The organism is Thermoanaerobacterium xylanolyticum LX-11 (assembly GCF_000189775.2).
Lineage (GTDB): Bacteria > Bacillota > Thermoanaerobacteria > Thermoanaerobacterales > Thermoanaerobacteraceae > Thermoanaerobacterium > Thermoanaerobacterium thermosulfurigenes.
On sequence record NC_015555.1, the window covers coordinates 1214261 to 1231265 of the forward strand.

The following is a 17005-nucleotide window of genomic DNA, read 5'->3' on the forward strand; positions in this document are numbered from 1 at the left end:
ATCAAACTAAGATTTGAGTGTCATAAGAAGCATTTTTTAAGCTACTAATGATAACTTTGCTTGATTTTTACCTGATTTTGTAAGAATAAATCTGACTTTGATATTTTTGTAAAAAACCGCAGCCATCTCTGCTGCCATTTTTAGTGCTTTTTTTGCATTTATGGCTCCTATTTTGAATGAAAACCAGATTTTTGAGCGCACTAATCCCCTTACAGGTATCACATCTACATGATATTTACGTCTTAGTATTGATGGAATGCCCTCTACTCCATTTCTTATCTTTTGAAGCGTGCTGTATTCTTCTGATGACATCTTTTTTAAGTAGCTTGCTCTTTGTATTGTTTTTGCTGTTATCAATACATACGCTGATTTCTTTTGTAGCTTCGCTCCACATTTTTCTCTTAGTGGACAATGTTCACATGTTTTTTTATTGAAGGATGCTCTATATAATCCTGTTTTTTCATAGTATCTTGTTTTGTATGGTTTTTCTCCTCTTGGACATTTGACTACTTCATGCGTTACTTCATTTAATTCAAATTCACTTTGTATTTCATCTGGTAATTTTCCTATAAGGGCTGTTGTTATTAGTTCGATATTATTTTTATCTGCTAGTTCTATGTTTTCAATGCTGCTGTAAGCTCCATCTGCTATTATTGTTATTTCTTTTTCTTGTTTCCCAAGCTTTTCTATCGTTTCTTTACAAAAGCTGCTATCGCTGTGTGTGTTTACATCATAGTCATAGCCGGTTATTATGGAGCCTTTTTCGTCTATTGTTTCTACTATGTTAGCTACATAGCCTTTATGGTCTTTTCTTGCTTTTTTGCGATATGTTGCATCTGGATCGCTTGGGTTTTGGAGACTATCAGGGCTTATTTTTTCTTTTTCTACTGGTACTATTTTGCCTTCTGCTGTTATTTCTGTTTGTTCTTTTAGCACACGCTGTAATAGCTGATATTCTGGTAATTCAGCGTATGCTTCTCCTAATTCTTTTGTTAGTGTATAGGCATCTTCAATTATTTCTTGAAGTCTTTTTGTTATTTCTTCGTTTTTTCTATGATAGATTGTTTTATTTCTATCGTCTTCGTCTAGGTAATGTTCCATGTTTTTGAGATGCTCATATTCTCCTGTTTTGTATACTGCCTTGACCATATTTGCTACGCATGTGTATAGTATCTCTAATCTGGACATTTTTTTGCAACTGGATGATACCATAATGCTGTCCATTCTTTTTACTGATGGATTTATATCAAAGTATTTTACAAATACGTTTGCCATGGCTTCCATTTCTTCATGAAGAAGGTCTCTTCCTGTTTCTAGATTGTAAAGATATAGCCTTTCACGGAAACGGCTAAAAGTCCTATCACTGAAAGGTTGACTTTTGAAACTTGTAGTGTGAAGGGCGTATTGAAAACGGACATCACATAGGATGCTTGCTAATAGTTCGTCGTCTGTAAGATTAAACATTTCTTTTAGTATTAGGGCTCCAATTATTGCGTTTACAGGACTGTTTGGACGGGAAGCGGGATTGTCACTGTACAATACGGAAAAGCGTTTTTCATTGATTGCTGGAAATATGATTTCAGCAAAGCCTTTTGCCCATGAGTTTAAAACAAACTTTCTTGTCCTTTCATCCAAGTTTAAGAATCTGTCATCCATTGTGATTTGTTGATATTCGTTTGGTTTGAATGCCATGGCTATGTATCGCTCCTTCTATTTCTTTTTGTTTATATTTCTATTTTACCATATTTTCAGTTTATCATGGATGAAAAATACTTTTGACACCTTAATCAAATATTACTGATTTTTTAATTGTCACGCATAGTACATTTGAAGCTTTTATTTAAGAATATGATGGTTTTACCTAATCATATCCCAAAATACACTTTATTAGGTGTATTTTTTTCTTTAAAAATTAGAATTGTTTTAAAAAGGTGTTTTAAAAGATAAAATGGTAGGTTTACTAATTTAAAAAAGTGGAATACTAAAATCATCAAAATCAATTGAAAGAAGTGTTCTTTTATAAAAAATTGACTTGACAAATCGATTGATGTTTAAAGGTAGGAGGGTTATCATGGATGACAAAGGAAAATATTTAAAAGGTTTCTTAACTGGTGCGGCGGCAGCGGCATTTATTTTACCGAGAATCAATTCAAAAAGGGTTAGACAATTAATTCAGATGGGTTTAACTAAAATTGCTCACAGAGCAAATAAAATGTAAAAGGGCTTTTAGCCCTTTTATTTAAAGGTGTTTTATATGAGAATATGCAAAAGATATATTAGATATTTTACATGGATAATTATAATACTTGTTGTATTGTATTTTTTTTACATGAATGCAAATAAAATAAAAGAAATTTTGTTGCCATTGTTGGTTTCTATTATACTTGCATATCTCATAAATCCAATTGTGACATACATTGAAAAAAAAGGTATAAAAAGAGTACAGTCTATAATAATTGTTTATTTTTTGCTAATGATTGTAGTATCGCTTTTTGCTATTTTTATATTTCCAGTAATTGTAAATGAAATGTCAAATCTTTTTAAAATGATACCGGATTATATTAGCCTATTGAATGACAAAGTTAATAATATTAAAAATGATTATTTATCGTACTTACCAAAAGAATTTAATAAAATATTCATTAAGCGAGCAAATATGTTTGATAAGCAAATGGAATTGATAGTTGACAGAGCAATGCAAAGTGTTATTTCAATGACAGGCCATCTTGTAAACTTGATATTATCACCTATTATTACTTTTTACTTACTAAAAGACAAAGAAGTTTTAAAAAATGGCATTAACGAGTTTATACCACAAAAAATGAGAGAAACTTTTTTGAAAATCTTAAAAGATATTGACTATGTCTTAAGTAATTATATTAGAAGCCAAATATATATTTCATTAATAGTGACATTTTTGACGTCAATAGGACTGATGATATTAAGAGTAAAGTATTCTTTGTTAATAGGTATATTAGCTGGCATATTTAATGTAATACCGTATTTCGGACCTATATTAGGTTCGATTCCAGCAGTTGTTATGGGGCTTATGGATTCATTTTATAAAGGCGTATGGTCATTTGTTGTATTTTTTTTAGTACAGCAAATCGAAAGTGCTATAATAGCTCCAAAAATAATGAGCGACAATGTAGATTTGCACCCTATAACAGTTATAATTGCTCTTTTGGTAGGAGAGCAGTTTTTCGGAATATTAGGTATGCTTTTGTCAGTTCCTGTCGTAGCTGTAGTAAAAGTGATATTTAAGGATATTTTTATTAAGGCATAATAGCAATTGTTGACTTTAATTAGGCTTTCTTGTAAAATATACATAAAAAGAGAAGGTTTCTGCCGTCCCTTGTAGGGCGTTTTTTTGTAAGCATAAGGAGGATATATATGGAAAAACTCGGAATGAATGAGATAAGAGAGAAATATCTTAGTTTTTTTGAAAGTAAAGGACACTTGAGGTTGCCAAGTTTTTCGCTCGTGCCTAAAAATGACAAAAGTTTGTTGCTCATCAATGCTGGAATGGCTCCTTTGAAACCGTATTTTACTGGGAAGGAAATTCCACCAAGTAGAAGAGTTACTACGTGTCAGAAATGCATTAGAACACCTGATATAGATAGAGTTGGAAAGACAGCGAGGCACGGGACTTTTTTTGAAATGCTGGGCAATTTTTCTTTTGGCGATTATTTTAAGAAAGAAGCAATACCATGGGCATGGGAGTTTGTGACGAAAGTCTTAGAATTGCCAGAAGATAGATTATGGGTGACTATTTATGAAAACGATGATGAGGCTTTTGAAATATGGAATAAAGTTGTTGGACTTCCACCAGAGAGAATTGTCAGAATGGGTAAAGAAGATAATTTTTGGGAGATTGGAACAGGGCCATGTGGACCGTGTTCAGAAATATATTTTGACAGAGGCGAGGACAAAGGCTGTGGAAAGCCTACCTGTGGTGTTGGTTGTGATTGTGACAGATTTATTGAATTTTGGAACCTTGTGTTTACACAATTTGATAAAGATGCAGAAGGAAACTACAATCCACTGCCCAAGCCTAATATAGATACAGGTATGGGGCTTGAAAGAATAGCGACCATAATGCAAGAGGTTGACAGTATATTTGATGTTGATGTGATTCGCGGTATTACTGATTATGTTGGTAAAATGGCTGGTGTAAAATATGGTGCTGATAAGAAAAGCGATGTATCTTTAAGAGTTATTACGGATCATATTAGAGGGGTTACCTTTATGATATCTGATGGGATATTACCATCAAATGAAGGCAGAGGATATGTCTTAAGGAGATTATTAAGAAGAGCAGCAAGATATGGCAAGTTATTAGGACTTGATAGGCCATTTCTATATGATGTAGTGGATGTTGTTGTTGAACATTATAAAGGTGCATACCCTGAAATACAAGAAAGAAAAGAATACATAAAAAAGGTAATAAAAAAAGAAGAAGAACGATTTAAAGAGACGATTGACCAAGGGTTAGATATTCTTGATGGATATATCAATGATTTGAAGGCTTCAGGGAAAAATGTATTGGAGGGCAGTAAAGCATTTAAACTGTATGACACATATGGTTTTCCCATTGAGCTTACTAAAGAAATATTGAGCGAATCTGGCATGTCGGTAGATGAAGATGGATACCAAAAGGAATTAGAGAACCAGAGATTAAGAGCCAGAAGCAGTAGAAAAGAAGATAATGCCCTTTGGGAAAAAGATATTTATTCGACCATGAAAGATATCGAAACAAAGTTTGTTGGTTATGAGGCATTTAAATCGGATGCAAAAGTTTTGGCTATTATAAAGGATGATGAGCTTGTTAATTCTGCTGAAGCGGGAGAAGAAGTAAATATTATTTTAGATATGACGCCGTTTTATGCAGAAAGCGGTGGTCAAGTTGGAGACAGCGGCATAATAAAAAGTGAAGATGTCTATATTAACATAAAAGATTGCAAAAAAGCTGGTGGGAATAAATTTGTCCATATTGGCACTATCGAAAGAGGCATTTTAAATGTAGGTGATACAGTAGAGGCTATAATAGATGAGAAGAATAGAATGAGCACAGCAAGAAATCATACTGCGACACATTTACTGCATAGTGCCTTGAGAAAGTTTATAGGCGACCATGTACATCAAGCAGGATCTTTGGTTACGCCAGATAGACTTAGATTTGACTTTACTCATTATCAAGCGCTTACCGCTTACGAAATTAAGATGATAGAAGATGAGGTTAATGAGAAAATCTACGAGAGCATCGGTGTGTCGATTGACATTATGTCACAGGATGAAGCTATCAAGAAAGGTGCGATGGCACTCTTTCAAGAGAAATATGGTGATGTGGTAAGGGTCGTAAATATTTCTGATTATAGCAAAGAGCTTTGTGGAGGAACCCATGTCACTAATACTATTCAGATAGGAGCTTTTAAAATCATTGCGGAAAGTGGTGTAGCCGCAGGTGTTAGGAGAATTGAAGCTGTGACAGGGTTAGGTGCTTTAGAATTTTTGAACAAAAAAGGAGAATTAATTTCTAATATAGAACAGATACTAAAGGTTAATGAAAAAGATATTGTGGATAGGATCGCTGATTTAAGTCAAACTATAAAGGACTTAGAAAGACAATTGGAACAGCTAAAATCAAAAGTAGTGTTATCAATGTCAGACAAGTTAATTAATTCTGCAGAGGACATAAATGGAATAAAATTTGTTAGTGCTACATTAAATGATTTGGATGTAGATGAGCTTAAGATGATGGGAGATATACTTAAGGACAGATTAAAAAGCACTGTTATAATACTTGCTACAATTAGAGATGAAAAAATTAATTTTGTAGGAATGGCGACGAAAGATGCCATTGAGCGGGGAATTAACGTTGGCAATATCATAAGGGAAATATGCCAAGTTGCAGATGGCAAAGGCGGTGGACGAGCTGATATGGCTCAAGGTGTCGGCAATAATTTAGAAAAGATAAATATAGCTTTAGAAACTTCAAGATCTTTGTTCATTGAAAAACTTAAATAAAAATTTAACTTGACTACTATTCATAGTTTAATATATTATAGTCGTATAATATATTAAATGAAAATCCCATAGAGGTGATAAAAATGGTTGACCGCAATGATGAAACCGTAAGATTTCATTTTGAAAATGAAGACGGTAAAGCAAAAGACATACTGAATTCTGTATATGATGCTTTGTTGGAGAAAGGATATAATCCTATAAATCAGATAGTTGGTTATATTTTGTCAGGTGATCCTACATATATAACAAGCCATAAAAATGCTCGAAATCTTATAAGAAAGATTGAGAGAGATGAATTAGTTGAGGAATTAGTTAAAAATTATTTAGAGAAATAGAGTTTAGCCTCACACGTCTTATAAGTGTGAGGCATATTGTATGCGTGAATGGAGAGAGTAGAATTGCGCACAATAGGTTTAGACGTTGGTGATAAAACCATAGGTATTGCTGTTAGTGACCCATCAGGGCTTATAGCACAAGGAATTAAAACCATAAGAAGAGAAAGTTTAGATAACGATGTATTTGAGATAAAGAAGATTATAGATGCGTTTAAAGTAGAGGAAATTGTCGTTGGTTTTCCTAAAAATATGAATGGTACAATAGGAGCTCAAGGGCAGAAAGTGATCAATTTTGTGGAGTATTTAAAAGAAGAAATTGATTTACCTATAATGTTGTGGGATGAAAGGTTGACGACAGTCGAGGCTAATAGGATGCTTGTGGAAAATGCTGACATGAGAAGGGACAAGAGAAAGAAAGTCATAGATAAACTGGCAGCCACGATAATTTTACAAGGGTATCTTGATTACAAAAGGAAATCAATTTAACTTGACAGGAAATTTTTTGTATACTACAATGGGATTATCGGTATAAGAAATGAGGTGATTTTGTTGGATAATGAATTTAATAATGACATTATTGAGCTTATCGACGAAAATGGCAATGAAGTAGACTTTGAACTAATTTCATCTTTTGAACTTGATGACACAAGGTATGCTGTTGTTGCACCGATAGACAGTGAAAGCGATGATGCGTATATTTTGAGAGTTGAGCAAGATGAAAATGGTGAGGACATATTTGTCGGAATAGATGACGAAGATGAGTTTAATGATGTAGTAGAAGCTTACAATGAATTATTGGAAGAATATGAATGTGATGATGATTGTGACTGCCACCACCATCATGATGACGAATAGATATACCTTGAAGGTATATCTATTTTTTATTAATCAAAAACATCTCGAATAACAAATATTACCTGGGAAATAACACCATCGAAACTTTTTTATTGTCGTTTTCAAAAAATACGTTATTTATCTTAAAAGATGGATGCTTTATGTGCAAATAAAGGATTTATAAAAATATTTTTAATTTCAATTGAAAATACATCTTTTTTTGTGTTAATATAAGGTTATATTAATGATAAAGCTAATTTTATTTTTGCAAAAATAGTTGACAATTGAGAATATAATGCATAAACTTTTATAAACAGGTAAAATGTAAGGTGGTGAAAAAGTGAACGAAATAGATGATATAAAGGAGAATTTGAAGCAAAAAGGATTTAAGTTGACCACACAGAGAAGGGCAATACTTGACGTTATAATAGAAAATCGCGAAAAGCATTTGTCGTCAGAGGAAATATATGATCTCGTAAAGGAAAAATATCCAGAGATAGGTCTTGCTACTGTCTACAGGACTTTACAGCTCTTTGATGAAATGGGTATAATATACAAATTAAATTTTGATGATGGACGCAGCAGATATGAGCTTTATCACAATGAAGATCATCAACACCACCATTTGATTTGTTTAAAATGTGGTAGTGTGATAGAGATGGAAGGGGATTTGTTAGAAAACCTAGAAGAAGCGATAGAAAATACAAAGAATTTTCAAATAATCGATCATAATGTGAAATTTTTTGGATATTGTAGCAAATGCAAACAAAATAAAAATTAGGCCTGTCAGATTGACGGGCTTAATTTTTATATCTACTTGAAGATAAGCACTAAATAAAGTATAATACAATTAATTAGTGTGTTGTACGGGTAATGTTTTATCGTTGTTGGTTAAAATATTATTAGCGATATTAGCGAAGAAGGGAGATATGTATTTGACAAATAAGACAAAATTAAAAATCATACCTTTGGGCGGGTTAAATGAGATCGGGAAAAATATGACTGTAATTGAGTACGGAAATGACATTATTGTCATTGACTGCGGTCTTGCTTTTCCTGATGACGAGATGTTGGGTATAGATCTTGTCATCCCAGACATTTCGTATTTATTAAAAAACAAAGAAAAAGTTAAAGCTATCGTTTTAACGCATGGGCATGAAGACCATATTGGAGCATTGCCTTATGTTTTAAGGCAATTAAATGTGCCTGTGTATGGGACACGTTTGACGCTTGGCTTAGTTGAGTACAAATTAAAAGAAAATGGGCTTTTAAGAGATAGCAAATTGGTAACGGTGAAACCTCGAGAGACAGTGACGTTTGGGCAACTTAGAGTAGAGTTTATAAGAACATCTCACAGCATTGCTGATTCGGCAGCACTGGCTATTCATACACCTGTTGGAGTTGTATTTCACTCTGGCGATTTTAAGATAGACTTTACCCCAATTGGTGGAGAAGTAGCTGATTTCCATAGATTTGCTGAATTAGGAGAACAAGGGGTTCTTGTCATGATGTGTGATAGTACAAATATAGAAAGACCAGGTTATACGATGTCTGAAAAAACTGTAGGAGACACATTTGACAATATATTTAGAAAAGCTGAACAGAGGATAATCGTAGCTACATTTGCATCAAACATTCATCGCGTTCAACAGATAATTGATTCTGCTTACAAGTATGGAAGAAAAGTTTCGATTTCAGGACGAAGCATGATAAATGTCATAAATGTTGCCAATGAATTAGGGTATTTAAGCATACCAGAAGGTACACTTATAGACATCGATGAAGCCAATAAACTTCCGTATGGTGAAGTGGTCATTATTACCACCGGAAGCCAAGGAGAGCCCATGTCAGCGTTGACAAGGATGGCATCTTCAGAACACAAAAAGGTTGAGATAGTGCCAGGTGATACAGTTGTAATATCTGCTTCTGCCATACCTGGTAACGAAAAATTAATATCAAGGGTGATAAATCAACTGTTCAAAAAAGGCGCAGAAGTAATATACGATGCATTGGCTGATGTACATGTATCTGGACACGCATGCCAAGAAGAAATCAAGTTGCTCCACACACTAATAAGACCACAATTTTTTATTCCCGTACATGGAGAATATAGGCATTTGAAGCAACATGCAAAGTTAGCCGAAGATCTTGGCATGGATCCTAAAAATATATTTATTGCTGATAATGGTACAGTGATTGAATTTACAAAAAATTCAGGTCGGATTGCTGGCACGGTAACTGCAGGTAAAGTATTGGTTGATGGCTTAGGCGTTGGTGACGTAGGAAATATAGTCTTAAGAGATAGGAAACATCTTTCTCAAGATGGTTTATTGGTGGTAGTTGTTACCATATCTAAAGAAAAAGGTTCTGTAATAGCTGGACCTGATATAATATCGAGAGGTTTTGTATATGTGAGAGAGTCAGAGGATTTGATGGAGGAAGCCAAAAATCTTGTTAAAGAAACTCTTTCACAGTGCGAAAAGGATGATATAACGGAATGGTCGTCTATAAAGACTATGATTAAAGAATGTTTAAGCAGCTTTTTATATGAAAAAACAAAGAGAAATCCAATGATATTGCCTATAATAATGGAAATATAGGAGGATTAAGATATGAACGTATACGATAAAGCGTATGAATTAAAAAGAGCAATAGAAGAGCTGCCTGAATATAAAGCATTTAAAGATGCATTCAAAAAAATTGAGTCCAATGAGCAAAATAGAAAAATGTTAGAGGATTTTAGAAAAAAACAATTAGAAATTCAGACGAAAGAACTGACGGGAAAAGAAATAACAAAAGAAGATGAAGAAATGTTAAAAAAGCTTTATGACATACTAAGCTTAAATCCTGAATTAAATGGTTATCTCGCTGCGGAATACAGCTTTTCTCGCATAATGGATGACATTACAAAGATTATAATGGATGTTGTTAATTTAAAATAGCAAATAAGAACAAGTGGGCTAAAAACCTTACTTGTTTTTATTTGTATATAATTATATAATCTTTGTATAAAGTGTCGATTTTTGATTTGAGGAGAGCTTATGATGATAAATGTAAAGGGGAAAATAAAAAAAAGATCGCTTGTTACGATTGTTATTGTAGTTTTTTTTATCATATCAGCGGCAATTTATTATGAAAGTTTATTTAAACCTGTTGACAATAATCCGACTAAAAAAGAAGTTGTCATACCACAAGGCTCCTCGACTGTAGAAATTGCTAAGATATTGCGAAATAAAGACTTAATAAAAAGCGAGTGTTTTTTTATTTTTCGTTCAAAGTTTTACGATGATGGCGTTCAAATGAAAGCTGGAAAGTATCTTTTAAGTTCAAATATGACTACGGATGAGATAATTAAGAAGTTAAAAGATGGAAAGGTTATATTAGATACTGTTAAATTCACTATACCAGAAGGGTTTACTGTAAGTGAGATTGCAGACCGCTTGCAACAGATGGGTATAGTCAAGAAAAGCGATTTTATGAATGAAGCTCAAAATGGTGTTTTTAATTATGAGTTTTTAAAGGATATTCCTAAAGATAGACCAGATCGATTAGAAGGATATCTTTTTCCTGACACATATGTTATAAAGAAAGGTACCAGTGCTCATGATATTATAAATCTTATGCTGTCAAGGTTTGACGAAATATATAAATCTTATATAAAAGGGAAAGAGACGAATGTTGGCATGACTACCGACAAAATTGTGATAATAGCGTCAATGATTGAGAAAGAAGCTAAAATAGACAAAGATAGACCGCTTATCGCTGGTGTAATATACAACAGGCTAAATAAAAACATGAAATTGCAGATTGACGCTACTGTGGAATATGCTTTAGGAGAGCACAAAGACAAATTATCTCTTGATGACTTAAAAGTTAATTCACCATATAATACTTATTTGCACTATGGATTGCCAATAGGGCCAATTAGCAATCCAGGCTTAAAGTCTATAGAAGCAGCTATAGATCCAGCAAAACATGACTATTACTACTATGTAGCTCAAACTGATGGTTCTCATATTTTTAGCAAGACTTATATAGATCAGTTGAATGCGGAAAAAAAGGTTAATTGATTTAGAGGTGCCGTTTATGATAGATAGCGACATAAAATTTATAAGGCAATTGTTTGATTTAAGTCAAGGGCTGCTTAAAGAAATCGAAAGTTATGCAAGTGATAATTTTATTCCAATCATAAAACCTGAAGTTGCGAAATTTTTAGAAACAATTATAAAAATCAAGCAACCAGAAAATATTTTAGAAATAGGCACAGCCGTTGGCTATTCTTCTATCGTGATGCTATTAGCTCATGAAAATTGTAAAATTCTTACCATCGAGAAAAACATGGATATGGCTGAGATAGCAAAAGAGAATTTTCTTAAAGCATCTCTATTAGATAGGGTTGAACTTATAAAAGGTGATGCTTTGGACGTTTTGCCTTGTCTTAATAAAAAGTATGACTTAATATTTATTGATGCAGCGAAAGGCCATTACAAGGAATTTTTTGACGAATCTTTAAGGCTATTAAGCGATAGAGGTATTTTGATTTGCGATAATATTTTGTATAAAGGCTATGTTGCTGCTGAAAAGCATGTAAAACATAAGCGTAGAACGATAGTTTATAGGATGAGAGATTTTATTTTATATGTTTTAAACAAGACAGGAATATCTACGTCGATTATTCCTATTGGTGATGGTTTGTCTATAAGCGTAAAGGAGTGAAAAAATGGTTGAGTTATTATCACCGGCCGGTGATTTAGAGAGGGTAAAAGTTGCGATAAATTATGGAGCAGATGCCGTTTATTTCGGTGGAAACAATTATGGACTTAGAGCTACAGTCGGCTTTAGCATGGATGAGATCAAATATGCAGTTGAATATGTTAAAAATCATGGTAAAAAAGCTTATTTAACTGTAAACATATTTCCTCACAATGATGATCTCATAGGATTGCCAGAATATATATATGAAGTTAGTAAAACTGGAATAGACGCAGTGATAGCTTCTGATCCAGGTGTATTTTCGATAATCAAGGAAGTTGCACCAAAACTTGAGATTCATATAAGCACACAAGCTAACAACGTTAATTATAGAAGCGCAATTTTTTGGCATGAATTAGGGGCAAAGCGCATTGTTTTGGCTAGAGAATTGTCTTTGGAAGAGATAAAGCAGATAAGACAAAAAACTCCAAACGATTTAGAATTGGAGGTTTTTGTTCACGGTGCAATGTGCATTTCGTATTCCGGAAGATGCCTTCTAAGTAATTATTTAACAGAAAGAGATGCAAACAAAGGCGAATGTACGCATCCATGCAGGTGGAAGTATTATCTTGTTGAAGAAAAAAGGCCTGGACAGTACATGAGAATAGAGGAAGATGACAGAGGGACATATATAATGAATTCAAAAGATCTATGTATGATAAAATACATTCCAGATATTATCAAAGCTGGCGCAACCAGTCTAAAGATAGAAGGCAGAAACAAAAGCTCGTATTATGTTGCTGTTGTGACAAAAGTTTATAGAAAAGCAATTGATGATTATCTGGAATTTGGCGATAGATATGTTTTTGATGAAGGCCTTTTAGAAGAATTGGGGAAAGTCAGCAATAGAGACTTTACGACTGGTTTTTATTTTGGGAAACCTGGTTCTGAATCACACAATTATGATTCTTCCTCATACATCAGGAATTACAATATTGTTGGAATGGTGATTGATTACGATGATAAAAGTGGAATGGCTGTAATAGAGCAAAGAAACAGATTTTTTTCAGGTGATGTAATAGAGATCATAGGTCCTAAAGACATGTTTGTGGAGACTATTGATAAAATGTATGATATAGAAGGCAATGAAATCGGAGTTGCACCGCATCCACAGATGATTGTAAAGATTCCATTAAAGAGGAAGGTAGAAAAATATTACATTCTTAGAAAAAAAGCATAGCTTAGTGAATGTTAAACTCCTTTAAGGGAAATAATAACCCCGGAAAGGAGTTTTTTTATGAATAGGAAAAACCTTAGATTTATTGTTTTAAATATCATAACTACATTTCTTATCTTATCATTATTGATAAGGCTTTTTTATATACAATACGTAAAAGGTGAAACATACGCTAAAATTGCTGTAGATCAAAAAATTCAAAGTTTGAATTTAGACAAAAAACGTGGAGAAATATACGATAGAAATTTAATTCCTTTTACAGACAGAACTTCAACAAAGTACGTGTATGCAATCCCTGGATTGATCATCAATAAAAAAAATGCATCAGAAATAATAAATAAACTAACTGGTATTTCAGAAAGTGAAATATACGGAAACTTAAATGAAGGCAAAGATATTCTTAGTTATAAAGTTAGATATACATACGACGGAAATTTGCCTGTTGGAATCTTTATACTGAATATTCCTCAAAGATATGATTCTAATTCATTGGCAAGACACATAATAGGATACAGTGGTAGCGCTAATTATGGATTGGAAGACACATTCAACAAAATTTTAAGCACTAATGGATATGATTCTATAGCTGTATTTAAAGACAACAATAATGACTATTTAAAAGGATTGGGTGTAAAAATAAGAAGCACTGATAAAAATGTATACTCGATTCAGACAACACTCGATTATCATATTCAAAAAGCGGTAGAAAATATTTTGGATAAAAACAATATTAACGGTGCTGCTGTTGTTTTAAGTGTAAAAAATGGAGATATTTTGGCAATGGCTTCAAGGCCCAACTACGACCAAAATAAAGTTAGCGATTATCTAAACAGTAAAAACGAAGAATTGCTGAATAAAGCAGTAATGGATTATCCCCCGGGGTCCATTTTTAAAATAATAGTGGCATCTGCTGCATTAGAAAATAAAAAAGTTAACATATATGATAACTTTATTGACGAACCGTATATAAACATCGATGGTGTGGTTTACCATAATTTTATGGATGAGTCAAATGGATTGATTAACATGATCAAAGCATTTGAAGTCTCATCAAATACGACATTTATAAAAATTGGGCAAAAGACAGGCGGCAGCGATATAATAGAAATGGCAAAAAAATTTGGTATAACAAAAGATGATAATCTGCCGATAGAGGAGCAAATTGGCACATTGCCATCCTTGGAAAATACATTAGGTGCTGGCATAGGAAATCTTTCAATTGGACAGGGAGATGTTACCATGACTCCACTGCAAGCTGCTGATGTTGCAGCGACCATTGCCAATGACGGTATAAGAAATGTTCCTAATCTTTTAAAAGCTATTATTGATGAAAATGGCAATATTGTAGAAAATCTACACAAGGCAGACTCATACAGAGTTATAAGCGAAAGCACAGCAGAAAGTGTAAAAGAAATGATGAGAGATGTTGTGGTAAATGGAACTGGAAAAAACGCAGAAACCGAGTATAAGTCGGCAGGAAAAACTGGTTCGGCTGAGGTAAACAGGGAGAAAAATATCTATCATGCATGGTTTACTGGTTTTGTTCCTTATGATGAGCCTGTTTATGCAATATCAGTCTTTGTTAAAAATGGCGATATAGGCGGAATTAAAGCGGCTCCAATATTTAAACAAATAGCTGAAGAAATAATGAAATACTATAAATGAGACTTGCACCAAAGATTTTAAGTTGCATATATTTAATATGTGACTTAAAATGTGGAGGTGGCCTTTATGTTGGCTGCGCTTATAGCGCTTGTGACATCAATCGTGAAAGACATAATCAATTTCGGCTATTTAACAAATGCTAATTCATTTCCCCAACCTCTTACAGCAGAAGAAGAAAGAAAGTATTTTGAAGCCTTTAAAAACGGTGATGAAGAAGCGAAGAATATTTTGATAGAAAGAAACTTAAGGCTTGTAGCGCACGTTGTTAAAAAGTACAGCAATGCTGGTAAAGATGTAGATGATTTAATATCCATAGGAACAATAGGTCTTATTAAAGCGATTTTAACTTATGATTCTTCAAAAGGAACTCATTTGGCAACATATGCGGCTCGATGCATTGAAAACGAAATATTGATGTCATTGCGAGCTGAAAAGAAAATAAAATCTGAAATATCTTTGCATGATCCTATAGGAGTTGATAAAGAGGGCAATGAGATTTCGCTTATAGATATTTTAGGGACTGAGACAGACGAGGTAAGTGATCAAGTAGAATTAAGAATGCAAGTCAAAAAACTGTACCACAAGTTAAATAGTGTTCTTAAAAACAGGGAAAAATTAATAATTGAATTAAGGTATGGTCTCATAAATGGTGGTGCAAAAACTCAGAGGGAAATAGCGAAAATGTTAGGGATTTCAAGATCTTACGTATCGAGAATAGAAAAAAAGGCATTAAACAAGTTATTTAAAGAAATGACGATGTAAATGTGATCTAAAGTTTTTTAATCCAAATGCTGTCTATATTGACAGTTTATTTTTTTGTAAAGTATAATTAAAGTAAGTTTGGGGTGAATTTATTGTATAAAAAATTGATACCAGATATGTATGCTAATTCAATATACGATATAGACTTTGAAAACTTAAAAAAAAGAGGAATAACATCATTGATTTTTGATATTGACAATACGCTTGTACCGCAAAAGGTTTTAAATCCGGATCGAAAAGTAATTAACTTATTTAAATTTTTGAAGTCAAAAGGCTTTAAAGTTTGCCTTATATCAAACAATACAACGAAAAGAGTTAATAATTTTACTAAAGATACAGGTGTAAAAGGCATTTCATGGGCTATAAAGCCGAGAAAGTCTGCTTTTTATAAGGCTTTGGAAATGCTTGACTCTACGCCTGATGAAACTGCTATTATTGGCGATCAAATTTTTACTGACATACTTGGGGGGCATAGAGTCGGACTTTTTACGATACTTGTAAGACCTTTGTCAAGCGAAGAGTTTGGATGGACTAAAATCATGAGAAAATTAGAAAAAAAGGTTCTGAAAAAGGTGTGAAAAAATGAATATTAATTCTAAAACAAGCATTTATGGTATAATTGGGCATCCAATAGGACATAGTTTATCGCCTTTGATACATAACTATGCCTTTGAAAATCTCGATTTTAATTCGGTTTACGTTTCTTTTGATGTAAATGAAGAAGATTTAAAAGATGCAATTATAGGTATAAAAGCATTAGGCATAAAAGGCCTTAATGTTACTGTTCCACATAAGGAAAGTGTGATAAAGTATCTTGATCGTATTTCAGATGAAGCAAAACTTATTGGAGCAGTGAACACAATAAAAAATAATAGTGGTTCATTGGAAGGATACAATACCGATGTAACAGGTTTTATGGAATCGCTAAAAGAACACAACGTGGATGTTGTAGGCAAAAATGCAGTTATTTTAGGTGCTGGTGGTGCTGCCAAAGCTGTGGCCGTAGGATTAGCACTTTTAGGAGCTAAGTCAATATATGTATGCAATAGATCGATAGATAAAGCAAAGGAACTTAGCATTCATATGGAAAATAATTTTAACATTAAAAGTTTAGGAATATCGTATAACGATCTAAATATGTTAGATGAGATTGATATACTGATAAACGCTACCAGTGTCGGTATGCATCCGAATGTAGATGTGTCGCCAATTGGAGAAGATGTAGTTGCAAAAGCGAAATTTGTTTATGATATTATATATAATCCTGAAAAGACGTTATTTCTAAGCTATGCGGAGAAATACCGCATAAAATACATCAATGGGCTTGATATGCTTATAAATCAGGCAATTGATTCATTTAAAATTTGGACTGGAGCAAATTTCGATAAAAAAATTATTTTAAATTTTCTTAAAAAGAAGGATTTTGTTAAATAATGTAGAATATAATTTAGTG

General features: G+C 33.0%; 17 protein-coding genes. 16 read left to right on the top strand and 1 reads right to left on the bottom strand.

Annotated elements, in window-relative coordinates; genetic code table 11:
* Window positions 1-36: 36 nt before the first annotated feature.
* On the bottom strand, window positions 37-1692 hold the full coding sequence (locus THEXY_RS05860; protein WP_013787913.1) for a transposase: 1656 nt from the start codon (window positions 1690-1692) through the stop codon (window positions 37-39).
* A gap of 379 nt (window positions 1693-2071) precedes the next feature.
* Between THEXY_RS05860 and THEXY_RS12630 the strand changes: the two genes are divergently transcribed.
* The 16 genes from THEXY_RS12630 (at window position 2072) to aroE (ending at window position 16986) form a co-directional block, all read left to right on the top strand.
* Window positions 2072-2218, top strand: a complete 147-nt coding sequence (locus tag THEXY_RS12630) for a hypothetical protein (protein ID WP_013787914.1) — start codon at window positions 2072-2074, stop codon at window positions 2216-2218.
* Window positions 2219-2254: 36 nt separating this feature from the next.
* Complete coding sequence (locus THEXY_RS05865) at window positions 2255-3286, top strand: AI-2E family transporter (RefSeq protein ID WP_013787915.1); 1032 nt, start codon at window positions 2255-2257, stop codon at window positions 3284-3286.
* Window positions 3287-3393: 107 nt separating this feature from the next.
* Window positions 3394-6027, top strand: coding sequence for an alanine--tRNA ligase (gene alaS, locus THEXY_RS05870; RefSeq protein ID WP_013787916.1), 2634 nt, complete (start codon window positions 3394-3396; stop codon window positions 6025-6027).
* An 83-nt stretch (window positions 6028-6110) separates the two neighbouring features.
* Window positions 6111-6362 carry an IreB family regulatory phosphoprotein gene (locus tag THEXY_RS05875; protein WP_013787917.1) on the top strand — a complete coding sequence of 84 codons (252 nt, stop codon included), beginning with the start codon at window positions 6111-6113 and terminating at the stop codon, window positions 6360-6362.
* Window positions 6363-6425: 63 nt separating this feature from the next.
* Window positions 6426-6848: a Holliday junction resolvase RuvX gene (gene ruvX / locus THEXY_RS05880; protein ID WP_013787918.1), complete on the top strand. Its 423-nt coding sequence runs from the start codon at window positions 6426-6428 to the stop codon at window positions 6846-6848.
* A gap of 63 nt (window positions 6849-6911) precedes the next feature.
* Window positions 6912-7217, top strand: a complete 306-nt coding sequence (locus THEXY_RS05885; protein ID WP_013787919.1) for a DUF1292 domain-containing protein — start codon at window positions 6912-6914, stop codon at window positions 7215-7217.
* 319 nt (window positions 7218-7536) lie between these two features.
* Window positions 7537-7977 (top strand): Fur family transcriptional regulator, encoded by a 441-nt coding sequence (locus tag THEXY_RS05890; RefSeq protein WP_013787920.1) that lies wholly within the window; start codon window positions 7537-7539, stop codon window positions 7975-7977.
* A 148-nt stretch (window positions 7978-8125) separates the two neighbouring features.
* Entirely contained in the window at window positions 8126-9796 is a 1671-nt protein-coding gene (locus tag THEXY_RS05895) for a ribonuclease J (protein WP_013787921.1), read from the top strand.
* Between the two features lie 12 nt (window positions 9797-9808).
* The gene (locus tag THEXY_RS05900) at window positions 9809-10138 is read left to right on the top strand and encodes a YlbF family regulator (RefSeq protein ID WP_013787922.1); all 330 of its coding nucleotides are present in this window, start codon (window positions 9809-9811) and stop codon (window positions 10136-10138) included.
* A 102-nt stretch (window positions 10139-10240) separates the two neighbouring features.
* A complete protein-coding gene (mltG, locus tag THEXY_RS05905; RefSeq protein ID WP_041592079.1) occupies window positions 10241-11266 on the top strand; it encodes an endolytic transglycosylase MltG in 1026 nt (341 codons plus the stop codon).
* 16 nt (window positions 11267-11282) lie between these two features.
* Complete coding sequence (locus THEXY_RS05910; protein ID WP_013787924.1) at window positions 11283-11912, top strand: O-methyltransferase; 630 nt, start codon at window positions 11283-11285, stop codon at window positions 11910-11912.
* Between the two features lie 4 nt (window positions 11913-11916).
* Window positions 11917-13128, top strand: a complete 1212-nt coding sequence (locus THEXY_RS05915; protein WP_013787925.1) for a peptidase U32 family protein — start codon at window positions 11917-11919, stop codon at window positions 13126-13128.
* Window positions 13129-13185: 57 nt separating this feature from the next.
* Entirely contained in the window at window positions 13186-14790 is a 1605-nt protein-coding gene (locus THEXY_RS05920) for a peptidoglycan D,D-transpeptidase FtsI family protein (protein WP_013787926.1), read from the top strand.
* Between the two features lie 66 nt (window positions 14791-14856).
* The gene (gene sigK / locus THEXY_RS05925) at window positions 14857-15552 is read left to right on the top strand and encodes an RNA polymerase sporulation sigma factor SigK (protein WP_013787927.1); all 696 of its coding nucleotides are present in this window, start codon (window positions 14857-14859) and stop codon (window positions 15550-15552) included.
* Between the two features lie 83 nt (window positions 15553-15635).
* On the top strand, window positions 15636-16130 hold the full coding sequence (locus tag THEXY_RS05930; protein ID WP_013787928.1) for a YqeG family HAD IIIA-type phosphatase: 495 nt from the start codon (window positions 15636-15638) through the stop codon (window positions 16128-16130).
* A gap of 4 nt (window positions 16131-16134) precedes the next feature.
* Complete coding sequence (gene aroE / locus THEXY_RS05935) at window positions 16135-16986, top strand: shikimate dehydrogenase (RefSeq protein ID WP_013787929.1); 852 nt, start codon at window positions 16135-16137, stop codon at window positions 16984-16986.
* Window positions 16987-17005 lie beyond the last annotated feature (19 nt).